Raw genomic sequence first — 17,332 nt, forward strand, 5'->3', positions numbered from 1 at the left:
TAAAGTTTTACCTTTAGATCAAAAATTCTTTTTCAATATCATCAAATGAAATCACCAGAATCTTATTATAAAGAGCATTTAGAAATTTATACAGCCGAAACGCAAAAGTTCTATCGAAAAATGACAGGTTTAAGTAGTCTGCGTTTATTGGTTTTTCTGTTGACGTCAGGTGGAATTTATCTGTTCTTTTATCAATGGCAGGTAGCTGTAGCAATAGCAGTGGTTGGTATTTCAGTATTTATTTTTTTACTTACGAAATATAACGATGTTAAAGCCAAACGAAATTTTAATAAGGCGTTAGCCGAACTGAATGAAGAAGAACTTAAAATTTTATCGGGAAATTTTCATCATCGTGATGAAGGTTTGCAATATCAGGATCCGAAACATTTTTATAGTTTAGACATCGATTTGTTTGGTCGTGGGTCTTTCTTTCAGTTTATCAATAGAACCACGAATAATGAAGGAACGAATACATTAGCCAATTTGTTAAAGGCAAATGCTATTGATGATATAGAAGTTAGACAGAAAGCCATAAAAGAACTTAACGAAAAACCGAAGTGGCGTCAGTATTATTCAGCAACCTCTAGTTTGGTGCATGTTGAAACGCCTGCAAAACAAATTATAACCTGGTTAAAGGGCTATGAGTCGTTTTTGCCAAAATTTATGAAATGGCTACCATTGCTATTTACATTGGTAACTGTTGGTTTGGCGGTAGGTGCATTTATAGATTTTAAGCTTACAGCTTACCTTGGCTATTGGTTGCTTGTAGGCTTAGGTGTTAGCGGTGGCTATCTTAAGAAGATAAATATTCTGGCTTCAAACACAGATAAAGTTAAAGACACCTTTAGGCAATACGCCCTCTTGTTAGATTTAATAGAACAGGAAACTTTCACTTCAGAATTATTAAAAGAGAAACAACAGCAAATTCAGTTGGGAGAAGAAAAAGCTTCAGTAATTTTTAAAGCTTTTTCCAGATCTTTAGATGCGCTCGATAATCGAAATAATTTAATTGGTGCTATTTTTGGAAATGGGTATTTTCTAACCGATTTAAAAAACAGTTATCGTATTGAAAAATGGATTGAAAAGTACGGACATAAAGTAGCCGATTGGTTTGAAGTCGTAGCCTTTTTTGATGCGCACAATTCATTGGGTAACTTCAATTTTAATCATCCTGAATTTGTGTTTCCAAAAATCATAGAAAACGGACCAACGATTCAGGCAGAACAGTTGGGGCACCCGCTATTAAATAAAGAAAAGCGTGTAGATAGCGATGTGACCATTAATAATGAACAGTTTTTTATTGTTACTGGTGCAAATATGGCAGGTAAAAGTACCTTTTTACGAACCATTTCGTTACATATTGTTATGGCTAATGTGGGGTTGCCGGTGTGTGCTAAGTCGAGCACCTATTCGCCAATAAAACTCATTACCAGTATGCGAACAACTGATTCATTAACCGACGATAGTTCTTATTTCTTTTCAGAACTTACACGCTTAAAATATATTGTCGATACCATTAAAAACCAACGTTGTTTTATTGTTTTAGATGAAATTTTAAAAGGCACCAATAGCACCGATAAAGCCATTGGTTCTAAAAAGTTTGTTGAGAAATTAGTCGCTTCTAAGGCTACGGGTATTATAGCAACGCACGATTTAAGTTTATGTGACATAGAGGAGGAACTCGATGCTGTAGAGAATTATTATTTTGATGCTGAAATTATAAACGACGAGCTCTACTTCGATTACAAATTAAAAAAGGGGATTTGCCAGAATATGAATGCTTCTTTTCTCTTAAAAAAAATGGAAATTGTTTAGAAAATTATAAACTTCAATATATTGCATCAATTGAATAAGTTAGTATCTTTAATCTAACTAACAGCCTGTTATCTTATGCAAGATCAATTGAAAATAGCCCTTATTCAATCCGATTTGGTTTGGGAAAATCCAAAAGCCAATCGTAAGCAATTCAAAGAGAAAATTGAAACCATTAAAGGCGATATAGATCTCATTGTTCTTCCGGAAATGTTTACCACAGCCTTTACCATGAATGCCGAAAAAGTAGCTGAGACTATGCAAGGTAAAACAGTAACTTGGATGCAGACTATTGCTAAAGAAACCAATGCGGCGATTATGGGAAGCATAATAGTTGAGGATGATACATTGTATTATAACCGGTTGCTGTTTGTTGAACCTTCAGGAGAAGTAAGGTGGTACGATAAACGTCATACATTCACCTTAGCAGGCGAGGATAAAGTCTATTCTAAAGGAGATAAAAAGGTTATTATAGAATACAGAGGATGGAAAATTTGTCCGCAGGTATGCTACGATTTACGCTTTCCAGTCTGGGTTAGAAATATTGAAGACTACGATGTGTTGATTTATGTTGCTAACTGGCCGAAGCCAAGAATTTTCGCCTGGGATACCTTGTTGAAAGCGCGTGCTATTGAGAATATGTGTTATTGCATTGGGGTAAATCGGGTTGGACTTGATGACTTACAAAATGAATATTGTGGTAATTCTGAAGTATACGATGTATTAGGTAATGCCATTTCTAAACTAAAACCTAACCGAGATATGATAGATGTGGTTACACTAGAGCGTAACCACATTAATTTTTACCGTAATAAGCTTAAGTTTTTAGAAGATAAGGATAGCTTTAGTCTTCATTAAAAATTAATGTTTCTATATTTCCCCAACCAGCTCTAACTTCGTCAATTTTAAAATGACTAACGCGCTCGGGCTGGATTTTATCTAAATAACTACCTGTGTCAAATATGCCATTACTGTTAGTGTCGTGAATAATTCTTACTAGGTAAGTTCCTGTAGATAAGTTTTCAAAATCTATATAGCCTTCTTTTGTTATATGTTGTTCATATTTAACGTCTCCTTTTTCGGTGGTTAACTGAATAATAAGAGGTAATTTGGCATTTACCAAATTGAAGCGAACATCTCCAAACTCTGATGATTTCTTAGTTCGCACTGTGTAATTTAAAGTGTCAGTATTTTTGTTATCAAAGAAATCGGTTAGCGCATCAGGGAATATTTGAATCTTATAATTGTTGTCTTCAGTCTTTTTAAAATCAATCGAATAGGTATTGTTCAGGCTGTCTAGTTTTGTAGTAAAATCTACTTGTGCTGAATCCTTATCAATTAAATTGACTTTAGATGTGTCGAAACTTACAAAAGGAATATTTCCTTTAATTTTAAAGGTCTCTGTAATGCTTCCGGCAGGAATACTTTTTATAATCAGGGAATCTTTATCCTGCGGACGAATTTTAACAGTGTAGTCTTTTTTAAATTCAGGGTGCGTCACTACAAAAATTAAAGAATCGATATCTGTTTTTGGCTTGTACCAATAGTTTAGTGTATCTGTTTTTTCTTCTTTAGTAATGCGGTGTTCAAAATCAGCTGGCACATCAGAAATTAAATTAATATCCATGCCTTCTACGTTTCCTTCGTAACCAAAAGCTATTTTTTGTTGTGCAGCAATAAACGGACGCGTAGCCTTAAAATCTAAAGTTTCTTTAAATAGTTTTATAGTATAACTTGAATCAGTAGGTACAGTTATAAGATTATCGTAAAACCCAATTTGATCAGTTTTTTGCTGAAATTTATTATCACCATTGTTATCTTTTAAAGCCATTAATAAATATTTCCCCGCTTTAATGTTTTCAATATTAAACGTCGTTACACTATCTAAAGTGTTGGTGATATAAGTTGGAACTTTTCTGTATACAATAGAATCGTTAAAGGTTGAGTCTACTTCGTATAGTCCGACATTAACAAACGTTTCGGGTTGTTTTTTAAGGGCATCAATAATAGTTCCTTTTACTGAAAGCGAATCGATATAACTTCCGGTTGAAAACACATATCGATAGTATGGATACGGGTTACCTTCATTATTATCGGTAATGCTATTACCAAAGTTAAAAGCATAAGTCGTGTTTGCTTTTAAAGTGTCTTTAATTTTTATGGTAATAAATTTACTCGCGCCTCCAAGGGGGGTGACCTCTGGCTGATATTCCATAGGCGGCGAAATAATAAGCTGCTTTTGTAAATCTTTTATCTTGATATATTCATCAAAATAAATCTTGATTTCATTACTGTTAAAATTGGTTGTAAAATTTTCAGGTAACGATTTTACAATTTGGGGAGGTGTTTCATCTTTAGGTCCTCCGTCTGGAGTGCCACGATTCGCACAGTTAGCTAACACCAAGCCTATTAAGGCTAATAAAATAACATTTGAAAACGTTTTATTCATTACCTGTTTTAAATTTTTAGCAAACCTACATAATTTTAAAGATATAACGACTAACTGTTTAGGCTATTGCCATGGTAGCAATGCTTATTTTTACATTCTTTGCTTGGTTTAATACATTAATACAAGCCTCTAAAGTTGCTCCAGTGGTAATAAGGTCATCAACCAGTAATATATGTTTGCTTTCTATATGTTTTGGGTTTTTTAGTTGAAATAATTCATTGTTATTGTTCCATCGGGCAATTCGAATTTTATTTACTTGCGACTGGGTGTTTGTTACCTTCACTAAAATATTGTCTTGGTATTCGGCATTTAAAGCTTCAGCAATGTGTTGTCCGAATTTCGCAACTTGATTATAACCGCGTTTTTTCAATTTCTTTTTATGTAACGGTACCGGAATGACCATGTCGATATGTTGATATTGTGATAGAGAGCTAAGTTCACCGCCTAACCAATCGCCAAGGGTAATACCTATGTTTTCGTAGCCTTTATATTTTAGACCATGAATAAGTTGTTGAACAAGACCTTTCTTTTTAAAACGAAAAAGTGCCGTGGCATGTTCTATTTTGGCGCGACCATACAGTACTTTTTTAACAGCATCGGAATTATCAAAATGGAAATTGGTAACTGGCAAATCATGTCTGCATTGCACACAAATTGTTTTTTCATTATCATTTAATGTGTTTAGGCAGGCATAGCATACTTTTGGAAATAATAAATTGATAACAGATTGAAACATTACTTGCGAAAAAATGGGTTCCATAAACTTAATCAAAAATTTAATGCATTGCACGCTTAATTTTTAAAGAAGAATTCCATTAGTTAGCGGCGGTTTTTTATTTTTGCAGCATGGCAAATCAAGATGATCAATTTAAAAAGGTAATCTCTCACGCTAAGGAGTATGGTTACGTGTTTCAGAGTAGTGAAATCTACGACGGATTAAGTGCAGTTTACGACTATGCACAAAATGGTGCAGAATTAAAGAAAAACATTCGCGATTACTGGTGGAAAGCCATGGTGCAGATGAATGAAAATATAGTAGGAATTGACGCCGCTATTTTTATGCATCCAACCACATGGAAAGCTTCAGGTCACGTTGATGCCTTTAACGATCCTTTAATTGATAACAAGGATTCTAAAAAGCGTTACCGCGCGGACGTTTTAATTGAAGATTACTGTGCTAAAATTGAATCTAAAATAGATAAGGAAGTTACTAAAGCGGCGAAACGTTTTGGTGACGCTTTCAATAAAGAAGAATTTGTATCTACAAATCCTCGTGTTTTAGGATATCAGGAAAAAATAAATACCATTCTTTCGCGTATGGCAAAGTCTTTAGAAAATGAAGATTTAGCAGATGTGAAAGCGTTAATTGAAGAGCTGGAAATTGCCGATCCGTTAACTGGAAGTAAAAACTGGACCGATGTGAAGCAATTCAACCTAATGTTTGGAACCAAGTTAGGTGCTTCAGCTGAAAGTGCGATGGACTTATACTTGCGTCCTGAAACGGCTCAGGGTATTTTCGTGAACTTCTTGAACGTTCAGAAAACGGGTAGAATGAAGATACCATTTGGTATCGCGCAAACAGGTAAGGCATTCAGAAACGAGATTGTGGCCAGACAATTTATCTTTAGAATGCGTGAGTTCGAGCAAATGGAAATGCAGTTTTTCATTAAGCCAGGAACGCAGCAAGAGTGGTATGAGCATTGGAAAGAAACACGATTAAAATGGCATTTAAGTTTAGGAATGGGTGAAGATAATTACCGTTTCCACGACCATGAAAAATTGGCGCATTATGCCGATGCTGCTGCCGATATAGAGTTTAAATTCCCATTCGGGTTTAAAGAATTAGAAGGAATTCATTCACGTACCGATTTCGATTTAAGTCAGCACGAAAAATTTTCTGGTAAAAAATTACAGTATTTCGATCCGGAAGAAAATAAAAGCTATGTGCCTTACGTGTTAGAAACCTCAATTGGTTTAGATCGTATGTTCTTAGCGGTATTCTCGAACTCGTTACAGGAAGAGGAATTAGAAAACGGAACGACTAGAACGGTACTTAAATTACCAAGTGTTTTAGCGCCAGTAAAAGCAGCTATTCTACCATTGGTTAAAAAAGATGGTTTGCCAGATGTGGCTCGTAAAATTATTGAGGACTTAAAATGGGATTTCAATGTGGTTTACGATGAAAAGGATGCCGTTGGGCGTCGTTATAGAAGACAAGATGCTAACGGAACACCATTCTGTATTACTGTAGATCATGATACTTTAGAAGATAACACTGTAACCATTCGTCATAGAGATTCTATGGAGCAGGAACGTGTTAAAATTGAAGATTTACGAGATATCATCAAGAAAGAAGTTGATGTACGTAATTGGTTATTAAAAATGAAATAATCTGAAATACATCAGAAGCTATATAACAAAAATCCTGAGTATGCTCGGGATTTTTTATATCTGTATTTGTCGGTCGATTTGCTGATCAAGGGAAATCATTGACTCGGTTCGCAATACCCCGGGAATAGTTTGTATGTCGTGGTTTAGTAAATGCATAAGGTGGGCGTTATCTAAACAAAGTAATTTGATAAATATGTTGTAAGTCCCCGTTGTATAATGGCACTCGAGAACTTCTGGAATGCGTTTTAAAGCTTTAACAATAGATTCATTATTTGTAGCATGATCTAAATAAATACCAACAAACGCCATGGTGTTGTATCCTAATACTTTTGAGTTAAGAATAAACTTCGAGCCCGAAATGAGTTTCGATTTTTCAAGTTTTCGTAAACGTTGATGAATTGCAGCACCAGAAATCCCTACATTACGGGCTATTTCTAAAATAGGAGTACGAGCATCGCTGGTTAAAGCCCTTAGTATTTTCTTATCGATACCGTCAATAGTGATGGTTTTAGTTTTTGCCTTCATTCATTTCAAATTAGAATATAAATGTAATTATTTAGTTTTAAAATGAAAGAATAAAGGGGTTTATATGTTTAAAGGATTATAGCCGAAGTAGGGGACGTCTTCTTCTTTAAATTGAATGCCATAGGTTTCCAGTTCTTTTAAAATAGGTGTGTAGACTTCTTTGGTTATAGGTATTTGAACGCCAGGGGTTTTAATTTTTCCATTTAAAATGGCCAATGTAGCTATAGCAACTGGTAAGCCAACTGTTTTGGACATGGCTGTATAGGTTTGGTTTTCGCCTAGAACAACCATATTCGAATCTATTTGATATTTTTCTCCGTTTAATTCGTAACCAAATTTATGGTACATAACAATCATATCTTTGTCTTCTTCATCCAAAGTCCAGCTATCCATCAATATTTTTTGGAGAATTTGTGCCGGCGTGGCTTTTTTTAATTCCACTTGTTTGGTGCTACTGAAAATATCCAGTTCTAGAAGCTTATCCCACATAATATCATCCTGATCAATTTTTAATTGATGACGTAATTTCAATTCAACCGAATCGGTTGGGCTGTAGGGTAAAAAAGAGTTGATAAAATCACGATAACTCATATGTTCGCTGTCATCAATGGTATAGCTGTCATCAGTCATACCAAGAGCGACAAAAATATTCCAGGCACGACTAAACCCAACACGACGAATCGTTCCGCGGTACAAAGTTTTAATATCGTTTAATCCATATACACTTTGGTATTTTAAAGAATCGCGGTTGGCGTAAACTTCAAATCGGCCATAATCTTCAATGTCAATAAACTCTGTCCGTCTAAATAAACGGTTGTAAGGAATGTACTTGTAGGTACCTTCCTGTAAAAATTTAGCGGCGCCACCTTGTCCGGCAGTCACAACATTTCTTGGATTCCAGGTGAATTTGTAATTCCATAGGTTATTATCACTTTCAGGAGCCACTAAACCTCCCGTAAACGATTCAAATAAAATTATTTTTCCGCCTTGAGCACGAATTCGGTCAATGACTTGCATGGCACTCATATGGTCGATACCAGGATCGACACCAATTTCATTCATAAAAATAAGCCCTTTATCTTTGGCTTCTTCATCTAAAGCCTGCATTTCTGGACTAATGTAAGATGCGGTTACCATATTTTTGTTATAAGCAATACAGTCTTTAGCGACTTCAATATGGAAGCGGGCAGGAAGCATTGAAATAACAATATCGGCCTTTTGTATGGCTTGTTTTCTATGTTCTTCATTAAAGACATCTAACTGAATAATATCAACTTGTTTATGCTGCCCAACCAATTTTTTTGCATGTTCTGTATTTAAATCACCAATGGTAATATGAAGATTTTCAGATTGAGATTTGTCTAATAAGTATTTAAGGAGGTAAGTGGTGGATTTACCTAAACCAATGACTAATATGTTTCGCATAATGAGTTTAGTTGAGTAATTTTGTACGGACTAATTTAGTAAATACAAAACGTATTTGTTTAAAAAATAGAATTTTGATATGAACAAACGATTATTAATCACTGGAGCTGTTTTAGGGGTGTTAAGTGTAATTCTTGGTGCTTTTGGTGCTCACGGACTTAAGGCTTTGGTACCTGCGGAGGCTATAAACACTTTTGAAACTGGTGTACGTTACCAGATGTATCATGCTTTTTTGTTACTTTTTGTGGGGATTGTTCCTAACGTATCGGTAAAAGCAAAAAATACACTTTTTTATTTGGTTGTTACTGGTGTTATTTTGTTTTCGGGTTCTATTTATGCATTAGCCACAAATACGTTAACCACCTTCGACTTTAAAACCATAGGATTTGTAACGCCGATAGGAGGGCTATTCTTAATAAGTTCTTGGGTGTTATTAATTATTAATTTCGTAAAAAATAATTATTAAAAGAAGTTAAAATCAAGAATAATTAAAAATTATTGTGCTAGTTTTGTCAAGTGAATAATTTTAAACTAAACTATGGAAAACTATAGTCAAATTACGAAAACGATTTCGTTGGAGAAATATGGAATTAAAAATGCCGATGTAAGGTATCAGTTAACACCAGAGGAGTTGCATGGAATAGCTATTGAAAAAGGGCAGGCTGTTGAAGCATCTTCAGGAGCTTTGGCTGTTAATACCGGAGAGTTTACAGGACGCTCACCTAAGGACAGATTTATAGTTAAAGACGATGTGACACGCGATCGCGTTTGGTGGGGTGATATTAACATTCCATTTGAAGCGGATAAGTTTGATGCTTTATACGATAAAGTAACAGATTATTTATCAAACAAAGAGGTGTTCGTAAGAGATAGTTATGCTTGTGCCGATGCCGATTATAAATTGAACATTCGTGTTATTAATGAATATCCTTGGAGCAACCAGTTTGCTTACAACATGTTTTTACGACCTACTGAAGAGGAATTGGTTGGTTTTGATCCTGAATGGACGATTGTTAATGCGCCAGGTTTTATGGCAAATCCTGAAGAAGATGGAACCAGACAACACAATTTTGCCATTTTAAACTTTACAAGAAAGATTGCTCTTATTGGAGGAACTGGATATACAGGGGAGATTAAAAAAGGAATTTTTTCTGCTTTAAACTTTATTCTTCCGGTTTATAAGAATACGTTACCAATGCACTGTAGTGCCAATGTTGGTAAAGACGGCGATAGCGCTATTTTCTTTGGGTTATCAGGAACTGGAAAAACAACTTTATCTACCGATCCAAGCAGAAGTTTAATTGGTGACGATGAACACGGTTGGACAGCCGAAAATACGGTGTTTAATTTTGAAGGTGGTTGTTATGCCAAGGTAATTAACTTATCGAGAGAAAACGAACCGGAAATTTATGATGCTATTAAAAAAGGAGCTATTCTTGAAAACGTGATTCTTGATGCTGATAAGAACGTGATTTTTGAAGATACTTCTATCACCCAAAATACAAGGGTAAGTTATCCTTTAAACCATATTGAAAATATTCAGGTGCCATCAATAGGGAAGAATCCTAAGAATATATTCTTTTTAACCGCAGATGCTTTTGGCGTATTGCCTCCAATCTCTAAGTTAACGCCAGCTCAGGCAGCGTATCATTTTATTTCAGGTTATACGGCAAAAGTAGCAGGAACAGAAGCAGGAGTAGTAGAACCGCAACCATCATTTTCAGCGTGTTTTGGAGCGCCATTTATGCCCTTGCATCCAGCGAAATATGCAGAAATGTTAAGTGCTAAAATGACCGAATCCGGAGTTAATGTATGGTTAGTAAATACGGGTTGGACTGGAGGACCTTATGGTGTGGGTACACGTATGAAATTAAAATATACACGTGCTATGATTAATGCCGTGCTTAATGGCGATTTAGGGTTATATAATTACGACGATTATCATATTCACTCTGTATTTGGAGTAGCCCAGCCTAGATCTTGTCCGGGAGTGCCAACATCAGTGTTAAGTCCGAGAACAACTTGGAATGATGATGAAAAATATTACACTACAGCATTTAAATTAAGTAATGCATTCCGTGAAAACTTTAAAAAGTTTGAAGCACACTGTAGTGAAGAAATCCGTCGTGGAGGACCACAACGATATGCTTTTTAACTTTACCAACTAAACTAAATACCAAAAGAAAAGGGCTGATTTTTAAATCAGCCCTTTTTTATTTGTTTATTCAACAGGTTATTTTCCTTTGTTTACTTTTTCAATATATTTTTCTAAAGCCATTGTCATAGAAGGGGTTTCAGGGGTCGGTGCAGCAATATCTACACGTAATCCTTTTTCCTCAACCGCTTTAATGGTTGTATTTCCAAATACAGCAAGACGAGTGTCGTTTTGCTTGAAATCTGGGAAATTATGAAATAAAGATTCAATACCAGAAGGGCTAAAGAATACTAAAACATCATAAGTTACATTCTCTAAATCAGAAAGGTCGCTAATTACTGTTTTGTAGAAAGTGGCTTGTTTCCAATCGACTCCTAAAGCATCTAAAGTGTTTGGCACTTCATCTTTTACTTTATCAGTATTTGGTAATAAAAATTTCTCGTCTTTATACTTTTTAATTAAAGGGGAAAGCTCAGAAAAAGTACGTTTACCTACATAAATTTTACGCTTTCTATAAACAACATATTTTTGAAGATAAAAAGCAACAGCTTCAGACTGACAAAAATACTTCATAGTATCAGGCACCTTAAAGCGCATTTCATCAGCTACTCTAAAGAAATGGTCTACAGCGTTTCTACTTGTTAAAATAATGGCAGTGTACTTGCTTAAATCAACTTTTTGTTGTCTAACCTCTTTCGCTGGAACACCTTCAACGTGGATGAAAGGGCGAAAGTCTATTTTTACTTTTTGTTTCTCTATTAAATCGAAGTAAGGCGAGTTTTCTATTTTAGGTTCTGGTTGAGATACTAAAATGGTTTTCACTTTCATGGGCGCAAGTTGTTAGTTTGTCAATTAAGAATAAACACCTTATACAGTATTATGTAAGGTGCGATTTCAAGTGTGCAAAGATACAAAATAAAATAAAATAAGTTAGGTTTTATTAAACTTTGATGTGCTTTAAAAGAAGTTATTAGTCCCACCACGTTGATAATTAATAATAAAATAATTATAAAGTAAATGAAATTTAAACTTGGCGTAAAACTGTAAAGCAAAATGGCGTTTATAGGGAGTAATAAGAGCCCTAAATAGTTTTTATAGGTAATTTTTTGAAACAAGTAGAGATCAGTCAGTTTTTCAATTTCAAAAATGCTGGCAACAAGGCGCTCAATAAGTACTTTTATTAAAATAAATACTGCAATTCCCGTAGCTAATTTAACTATGGCATCCGGGTAAATGATAGTAGTTTGAGTGGTTTTAAGATAAATGATATATACAAAAACCGAAGACGAAAGAATAAGGTTAAAGAATAATAAAGCTTCAAACTTATCTAAAAACTTCTGCTCTCGGGCATAAATTTTTAAGTATTTCGAGTTTCCAATAACATAAGTAAAATCATTAAAGCGTTTAGGTGCAATAAGTTTTGTAATGGCTACAGTAACTAAGCCAATAATAATAAAAATAGTGAATAAATCGTTAGATAGTGTTTCCCTAAGCATGTTGTAAAATTATTATAAAAATTTAAGAAGAAAAGGCAATTATTAAGGAATATTTAAAATAAATAAACGACTAATAGTGTACATTTGCTGAAATTAATTTTTAAGTCTTATTAACACCAAAGAATGACAAACGCGATTGTAATCATTCCTACTTATAACGAAATTGAAAATATCGAAGCGATCATTAAAGCTGTGTTTTCTCAATCGGATGGTGTTCATGTTCTTATAGTTGATGATAATTCTCCAGACTTAACCGGTTTAAAGGTTAAGGAACTCCAAACCGAATTTTCAAATCGCTTATTTTTAGAAGAGCGTAAAGAAAAATCCGGATTGGGTACGGCTTATATTCATGGCTTTAAATGGTGTTTAGAAAGAACATACGAGTATATTTTTGAAATGGATGCCGATTTCTCGCATAACCCCGAGGATTTAGTGAGGTTGTACGAGGCATGTCATGAAACAAATGCCGATTTGGCCATCGGTTCGCGTTATGTTACGGGAGTGAATGTTGTTAACTGGCCTATGAGTCGTGTTTTGATGTCTTATTTTGCATCTAAATATGTAAGGTTAATAACAGGAATGAAAATTCATGATACTACGGCAGGGTTTGTATGTTATAAAAGGAAGGTTTTAGAAGCTATAGATTTAAATAATATTAAATTTATAGGCTATGCGTTTCAAATAGAAATGAAGTTTAAGGCCTATTTAAAAGATTTTAAAATAGCTGAGGTGCCTGTCATTTTTACCGATAGAACGAAAGGTGAATCGAAATTAAGTTCTGGCATAATTTCTGAAGCTATCTTTGGAGTCATCTCAATGAAATTGAAAAGCTTATTTAAGAAGTAGATAAATAATGAAAAAGAAACAAACGTTAATAAAAAACGCTCACATAGTAAACGAAGGCACCATTTTTAATGGCGATATACTGATAGAAGGCGAATATATTAAGGAAATAAGTGACTCTATAAGTGCAAAATCATCAGACGTACATGTAATCGATGCAGAAGGTAAATATTTGTTACCAGGAGCTATTGACGATCAGGTGCATTTTAGAGAGCCAGGGTTAACGCATAAAGCGAATATAGAAACCGAATCGAAAGCGGCAATAGCCGGAGGTATCACTTCGTTTGTAGAAATGCCAAACACCAATCCGCAAACCACTACCGTTGAAAAGTTAGAGGAGAAATTTGCGATTGCAGCCGAGACATCTTCGGCGAATTATTCGTTTATGTTTGGTGGAACTAACGATAATTTAGATGAAATTTTAAAGGTAGACCCTAAAAGTGTTGCTGGGTTAAAGCTGTTTTTAGGATCATCAACCGGAAATATGCTGGTTGATAACCCTGAGGTGTTAGAGAAAATCTTTAAAAGCACCAATATGGTAATTTCTGTGCACTGTGAAGACGAAGCGACTATCAAGAAAAACTTTCAGGAGCATTTTGATAAATACGGCGACGATATTCCTGTAAGTTGTCACCCAATTATCAGAAGTGAAGATGCATGCTATATTTCTTCATCAAAAGCGATTGAACTGGCGAAGAAAACAGGAGCACGTTTGCATGTATTTCATTTATCAACAGGAAAAGAAACGAAATTATTCAGTAACAAAATTCCATTAAAAGATAAGAAAATTACAGCTGAGGTTTGTGTGCACCACCTATGGTTCTCTGATGAAGATTATGAGAAAAAAGGAACTTTGATTAAGTGGAATCCAGCAGTAAAAACCAAGGAAGACCGCGACCAATTATGGGAAGCTTTACTTGATGACCGTATAGATGTTATTGCTACAGATCATGCGCCACATACTATCGATGAGAAGAAAAACGTTTATACAAGTGCGCCTTCAGGAGGGCCTTTAGTTCAGCATGCATTACCAGCTATGTTAGAAATGTATCACCGTGGTAAAATTTCAATTGAAAAAGTGGTTGAGAAAATGTGTCACAACCCATCTATTTTATTCGAAATTGAAAAGCGAGGATACGTTAAGGAAGGATATTTTGCAGATTTAGTATTGGTAGATTTAAACAATCCGTGGACGGTTAATAAAGATAATATCTTATATAAATGTGGCTGGTCTCCGTTTGAAGGCACAACCTTTAAGTCTAGAATTACGCATACATTTTTAAATGGAAGTTTAGTTTATCAAAATGCTAAATTCAGTAAAGAAAAGGCGGCTAAGCGTTTAACTTTTAATAGATAATGTTGAAGCAATTCATAACATATTTTTTCATTATTCTTGTTGCTACATCATGTGGTAATTTAAGTGGACCAAAGAAGCCTGAGAATTTAATTCCGAAGGACAAAATGGTTGAAGTACTTATCGATGCACGTTTGGTAGGCTCTGTTAACGGGACAAATAAGCGCCTGTTAGAAGATAAAGGATACGATCTTAAAAATTATGTTTTCGAAAAGCACGGTATAGATAGTTTACAGTTTGCAGAAAGCAACGACTATTATACCTATCACATTAAGCAATATCAAGAAATTTTTGATAAAGCCATTGATAGTTTAGAACATTTGAAAAATCAGTTAGAAATACAAAAAAAGAAACTTGATAAGGAAAGGAGACAAAAAGAATTAGATTCAATTAAAAAAATAGAAAAATTAAAAGATTCACTACTTCAATTGGATAAAAAGAAATTAGATATCCTTGAGGAAGATAAGGAAGAAGGTAAATTATCTAGACCTCTTTTAGAAAAAGATACCCTACCTCAGTAATCGTTTTATTAACAGCCTTGAACTTGTAGTTTAGGGCTGTTTTTATTTTAGCACTGCTGTATTCCTTTTTAGATGATAATGTCGTGGTTAGGTGTTTTGTTAACTGCCTGCGCTTGCCTGTCAACACATGGTTTAACCAGTCTAATCGCCAGGCAATGCTCAATAGGTTTTTAGAGGCTAATTTTTCAGGAATTTTTCCGTTTACCGCAGTAGCTAAGGTTTGTAAAAAAGCTTTGTAATTCCATGTTTCTGCTATCAGAACAAAACGCTCGTTTGAGATGTTACTTTTTAAAAGTTGTATCATAATCTCTACAACATCTTTCACATCAACTAAACCAATTGTACCAGAGCTGTAATATTTTATGCCTTTATGGGCTCTTTTAAATAAACTACCTGTACCATATTTCCAGATGCCAGCCCCTAGTATAACGCCAGGATTCACAATAACAGCATTTAAACCTTCTTGTGTGCCGCGCCAGACTTCCATTTCGGCACCATATTTTGTAATCGCATAAACATTATTGTCGTCTTCCGGATTCCAAATAGTTTCTTCGTCAATTACAGCATTATTGATTGGTTTGCCTAAGGTAGCAATCGAGCTTACATAACACAGTTTTTTTATATTTTTAGATAAGCTTATGTTAACTATGTTAGCAGTGCCTTCTATATTCGTTTTTCTTAACAGATGGTATTTGTCCGGTTCGAACGACACAAAGGCTGCACAATGGTAAACGTATTCAATGTTTTTAAACGCGTCCTCTAAAGTAGGAATGTCTAAAAGGTCGGCTTTAACCCATTCAATAGCATTAAAAAGATGCTCATAAGATTCGGTGTAAGTAGAAAACACATCTCTTACCTGAGCTAATTTTGCTTCAGTTCTGTAAATCGCTCTTACTTTTTCGTTGTTACTTACAAGCTTATAAAGTAAGTGTGAACCAACTAAACCAGTGCCTCCTGTTACTAAAATCATGCAACTAATGTAAAGAATTATTCATTATACTAAAGTAATTCTACATTGATTTTTATCTTTGCCATACTTTTATAATAAACGAACACATAATGATAAAGAATTTTGTTGAAGAATTAACCTGGCGTGGAATGATCCAGGATAGTATGCCGGGAACCGAAGAGCACTTAATGGAAGCTATGCGTTTGGCGTATGTTGGTATTGATCCAACGGCCGATTCGCTGCATATTGGGCATTTAGTAGGTGTTATGGGACTTAAACATTTTCAATTATCAGGACATAAGCCAGTGGCACTTGTAGGAGGAGCAACCGGAATGATTGGTGACCCGTCTGGGAAGTCTGCTGAGCGTAATTTATTAAACGAAGAAACGTTAAGACACAATCAAAATGCGATTAAAGAGCAGTTATCTCGCTTTTTAGATTTTGATAGTGATGCGGACAATGCTGCGGTTATCGTGAATAATTACGATTGGATGAAAGAGTTTTCATTCTTAGAGTTTATTCGTGATGTTGGTAAGCACATTACGGTGAATTACATGATGGCGAAAGATTCGGTTAAGAAACGTTTGTCATCAGAATCGTCTGTAGGGATGAGTTTTACCGAATTTACATATCAGTTAGTTCAAGGTTACGATTTTTTACATTTATTCCGTGAAAACAATTGTACCTTACAAATGGGCGGAAGCGACCAGTGGGGTAATATTACAACAGGAACCGAATTAATTCGTCGTGTAGATGGTGGAAAAGGATATGCTTTAACCTGGCCGTTAATTACAAAAGCCGATGGGACCAAGTTTGGAAAAACCGAAGGTGGAAATATATGGTTAGATGCCGAAAGAACATCGCCTTACAAATTTTACCAGTACTGGTTAAATACCAGTGATGTTGATGCTGAAAAATATATTAAGATTTTTACATTCTTATCTCGTGAAGAGATTGAAAGTTTAATCGAAGAACATAAACAGGCGCCTCATTTACGTGTGTTACAAAGACGTTTAGCGGAAGAAATCACAACCATGGTGCATTCTAAAGAAGAATTAGATAACGCAATTAAAGCGAGTGAAATTTTATTTGGAAAATCTACAGGTGAAGATTTAAAAGGCTTGAATGCAAAAACCTTTTTAGAAGTTTTTGAAGGTGTGCCGCTAACTGAAATTTCAAGAGAAGATATTGAAAACGGATTAGATATTATTGGTGCTTTAGCCGAAAGAGGTGGCTTCTTAAAATCGAATAGTGAAGCCAGACGTGCTTTAAAAGAAAATTCTATTTCCGTAAATAAAGAAAAAGTAAAAGAAGATTATAGTATCACTACAGCAGATTTAATAAACGATAAGTTTGTCTTACTGCAACGTGGTAAAAAGAATTACTTTGTATTAAGTATTGTATAAAGAAAA

At 34.8% G+C, this 17,332-nt stretch carries 16 protein-coding genes; 9 read left to right on the top strand and 7 right to left on the bottom strand.

The features are described from left to right. Positions 1-45: 45 nt before the first annotated feature. Both ICJ85_RS06290 and ICJ85_RS06295 read left to right on the top strand, forming a co-directional pair. Entirely contained in the window at positions 46-1,815 is a 1,770-nt protein-coding gene (locus tag ICJ85_RS06290; protein ID WP_188222920.1) for a MutS-related protein, read from the top strand. A gap of 75 nt (positions 1,816-1,890) precedes the next feature. Beyond that, the gene (locus ICJ85_RS06295; protein ID WP_188222921.1) at positions 1,891-2,670 is read left to right on the top strand and encodes an amidohydrolase; all 780 of its coding nucleotides are present in this window, start codon (positions 1,891-1,893) and stop codon (positions 2,668-2,670) included. Here ICJ85_RS06295 and ICJ85_RS06300 read toward each other — a convergent pair. Both ICJ85_RS06300 and ICJ85_RS06305 read right to left on the bottom strand, forming a co-directional pair. Continuing rightward, complete coding sequence (locus tag ICJ85_RS06300; protein ID WP_188222922.1) at positions 2,657-4,261, bottom strand: Ig-like domain-containing protein; 1,605 nt, start codon at positions 4,259-4,261, stop codon at positions 2,657-2,659. The genes ICJ85_RS06295 and ICJ85_RS06300 overlap by 14 nt on opposite strands. A gap of 58 nt (positions 4,262-4,319) precedes the next feature. After that, positions 4,320-4,997 (bottom strand): ComF family protein, encoded by a 678-nt coding sequence (locus ICJ85_RS06305; RefSeq protein WP_188223141.1) that lies wholly within the window; start codon positions 4,995-4,997, stop codon positions 4,320-4,322. Between the two features lie 110 nt (positions 4,998-5,107). Here ICJ85_RS06305 and ICJ85_RS06310 point away from each other — a divergent pair, with 110 nt between their 5' ends. Next, complete coding sequence (locus ICJ85_RS06310; protein WP_188222923.1) at positions 5,108-6,652, top strand: glycine--tRNA ligase; 1,545 nt, start codon at positions 5,108-5,110, stop codon at positions 6,650-6,652. 54 nt (positions 6,653-6,706) lie between these two features. Here ICJ85_RS06310 and ICJ85_RS06315 read toward each other — a convergent pair whose 3' ends face one another. Together ICJ85_RS06315 and ICJ85_RS06320 are read right to left on the bottom strand one after the other, a co-directional pair. Continuing rightward, positions 6,707-7,177, bottom strand: coding sequence for an Lrp/AsnC family transcriptional regulator (locus tag ICJ85_RS06315; protein WP_188222924.1), 471 nt, complete (start codon positions 7,175-7,177; stop codon positions 6,707-6,709). Between the two features lie 60 nt (positions 7,178-7,237). Next, on the bottom strand, positions 7,238-8,602 hold the full coding sequence (locus tag ICJ85_RS06320) for a saccharopine dehydrogenase family protein (RefSeq protein ID WP_188222925.1): 1,365 nt from the start codon (positions 8,600-8,602) through the stop codon (positions 7,238-7,240). 79 nt (positions 8,603-8,681) lie between these two features. Between ICJ85_RS06320 and ICJ85_RS06325 the strand changes: the two genes are divergently transcribed. Continuing rightward, positions 8,682-9,068 carry a DUF423 domain-containing protein gene (locus ICJ85_RS06325; protein ID WP_188222926.1) on the top strand — a complete coding sequence of 129 codons (387 nt, stop codon included), beginning with the start codon at positions 8,682-8,684 and terminating at the stop codon, positions 9,066-9,068. A 72-nt stretch (positions 9,069-9,140) separates the two neighbouring features. Then, positions 9,141-10,757, top strand: a complete 1,617-nt coding sequence (gene pckA, locus ICJ85_RS06330) for a phosphoenolpyruvate carboxykinase (ATP) (RefSeq protein WP_188222927.1) — start codon at positions 9,141-9,143, stop codon at positions 10,755-10,757. Between the two features lie 78 nt (positions 10,758-10,835). Here pckA and ICJ85_RS06335 read toward each other — a convergent pair whose 3' ends face one another. Both ICJ85_RS06335 and ICJ85_RS06340 read right to left on the bottom strand, forming a co-directional pair. Beyond that, positions 10,836-11,585 (bottom strand): uroporphyrinogen-III synthase, encoded by a 750-nt coding sequence (locus ICJ85_RS06335; protein ID WP_188222928.1) that lies wholly within the window; start codon positions 11,583-11,585, stop codon positions 10,836-10,838. 20 nt (positions 11,586-11,605) lie between these two features. Beyond that, complete coding sequence (locus ICJ85_RS06340) at positions 11,606-12,253, bottom strand: DUF4271 domain-containing protein (protein ID WP_188222929.1); 648 nt, start codon at positions 12,251-12,253, stop codon at positions 11,606-11,608. Positions 12,254-12,376: 123 nt separating this feature from the next. On the opposite strand from ICJ85_RS06340, the gene ICJ85_RS06345 reads away from it, so the two are divergent. From ICJ85_RS06345 to ICJ85_RS06355, 3 genes are read left to right on the top strand one after another with little or no spacing between them, the layout of a single operon-like run. Further along, positions 12,377-13,099 (top strand): polyprenol monophosphomannose synthase, encoded by a 723-nt coding sequence (locus ICJ85_RS06345; RefSeq protein ID WP_188222930.1) that lies wholly within the window; start codon positions 12,377-12,379, stop codon positions 13,097-13,099. 7 nt (positions 13,100-13,106) lie between these two features. After that, a complete protein-coding gene (locus tag ICJ85_RS06350; protein WP_188222931.1) occupies positions 13,107-14,453 on the top strand; it encodes a dihydroorotase in 1,347 nt (448 codons plus the stop codon). Further along, positions 14,453-14,971 carry a DUF4296 domain-containing protein gene (locus ICJ85_RS06355; RefSeq protein WP_188222932.1) on the top strand — a complete coding sequence of 173 codons (519 nt, stop codon included), beginning with the start codon at positions 14,453-14,455 and terminating at the stop codon, positions 14,969-14,971. Before ICJ85_RS06350 ends, ICJ85_RS06355 begins: the two co-directional genes overlap by 1 nt. Here the strand turns inward: ICJ85_RS06355 and ICJ85_RS06360 are convergent. Next, the gene (locus ICJ85_RS06360) at positions 14,934-15,941 is read right to left on the bottom strand and encodes an NAD-dependent epimerase/dehydratase family protein (protein ID WP_188222933.1); all 1,008 of its coding nucleotides are present in this window, start codon (positions 15,939-15,941) and stop codon (positions 14,934-14,936) included. The genes ICJ85_RS06355 and ICJ85_RS06360 overlap by 38 nt on opposite strands. Before the next feature lie 89 nt (positions 15,942-16,030). On the opposite strand from ICJ85_RS06360, the gene tyrS reads away from it, so the two are divergent. Then, on the top strand, positions 16,031-17,326 hold the full coding sequence (tyrS, locus tag ICJ85_RS06365; protein WP_188222934.1) for a tyrosine--tRNA ligase: 1,296 nt from the start codon (positions 16,031-16,033) through the stop codon (positions 17,324-17,326). Positions 17,327-17,332 lie beyond the last annotated feature (6 nt).

Source organism: Aestuariibaculum marinum (assembly GCF_014596975.1).
GTDB classification, from domain to species: domain Bacteria; phylum Bacteroidota; class Bacteroidia; order Flavobacteriales; family Flavobacteriaceae; genus Aestuariibaculum; species Aestuariibaculum marinum.

Excerpts from the sequence above, each read along its gene's own strand:
- ICJ85_RS06310 (WP_188222923.1), top strand. The coding sequence starts at position 5,108 with ATGGCAAATCAAGATGATCAATTTAAAAAGGTAATCTCTCACGCTAAG.
- ICJ85_RS06305 (WP_188223141.1), bottom strand. The coding sequence starts at position 4,997 with ATGTTTCAATCTGTTATCAATTTATTATTTCCAAAAGTATGCTATGCC.
- ICJ85_RS06345 (WP_188222930.1), top strand. The coding sequence starts at position 12,377 with ATGACAAACGCGATTGTAATCATTCCTACTTATAACGAAATTGAAAAT.
- ICJ85_RS06290 (WP_188222920.1), top strand. The coding sequence starts at position 46 with ATGAAATCACCAGAATCTTATTATAAAGAGCATTTAGAAATTTATACA.
- tyrS (WP_188222934.1), top strand. The coding sequence starts at position 16,031 with ATGATAAAGAATTTTGTTGAAGAATTAACCTGGCGTGGAATGATCCAG.
- ICJ85_RS06355 (WP_188222932.1), top strand. The coding sequence starts at position 14,453 with ATGTTGAAGCAATTCATAACATATTTTTTCATTATTCTTGTTGCTACA.
- ICJ85_RS06350 (WP_188222931.1), top strand. The coding sequence starts at position 13,107 with ATGAAAAAGAAACAAACGTTAATAAAAAACGCTCACATAGTAAACGAA.
- ICJ85_RS06335 (WP_188222928.1), bottom strand. The coding sequence starts at position 11,585 with ATGAAAGTGAAAACCATTTTAGTATCTCAACCAGAACCTAAAATAGAA.
- pckA (WP_188222927.1), top strand. The coding sequence starts at position 9,141 with ATGGAAAACTATAGTCAAATTACGAAAACGATTTCGTTGGAGAAATAT.
- ICJ85_RS06295 (WP_188222921.1), top strand. The coding sequence starts at position 1,891 with ATGCAAGATCAATTGAAAATAGCCCTTATTCAATCCGATTTGGTTTGG.
- ICJ85_RS06340 (WP_188222929.1), bottom strand. The coding sequence starts at position 12,253 with ATGCTTAGGGAAACACTATCTAACGATTTATTCACTATTTTTATTATT.
- ICJ85_RS06300 (WP_188222922.1), bottom strand. The coding sequence starts at position 4,261 with ATGAATAAAACGTTTTCAAATGTTATTTTATTAGCCTTAATAGGCTTG.
- ICJ85_RS06320 (WP_188222925.1), bottom strand. The coding sequence starts at position 8,602 with ATGCGAAACATATTAGTCATTGGTTTAGGTAAATCCACCACTTACCTC.
- ICJ85_RS06325 (WP_188222926.1), top strand. The coding sequence starts at position 8,682 with ATGAACAAACGATTATTAATCACTGGAGCTGTTTTAGGGGTGTTAAGT.
- ICJ85_RS06315 (WP_188222924.1), bottom strand. The coding sequence starts at position 7,177 with ATGAAGGCAAAAACTAAAACCATCACTATTGACGGTATCGATAAGAAA.
- ICJ85_RS06360 (WP_188222933.1), bottom strand. The coding sequence starts at position 15,941 with ATGATTTTAGTAACAGGAGGCACTGGTTTAGTTGGTTCACACTTACTT.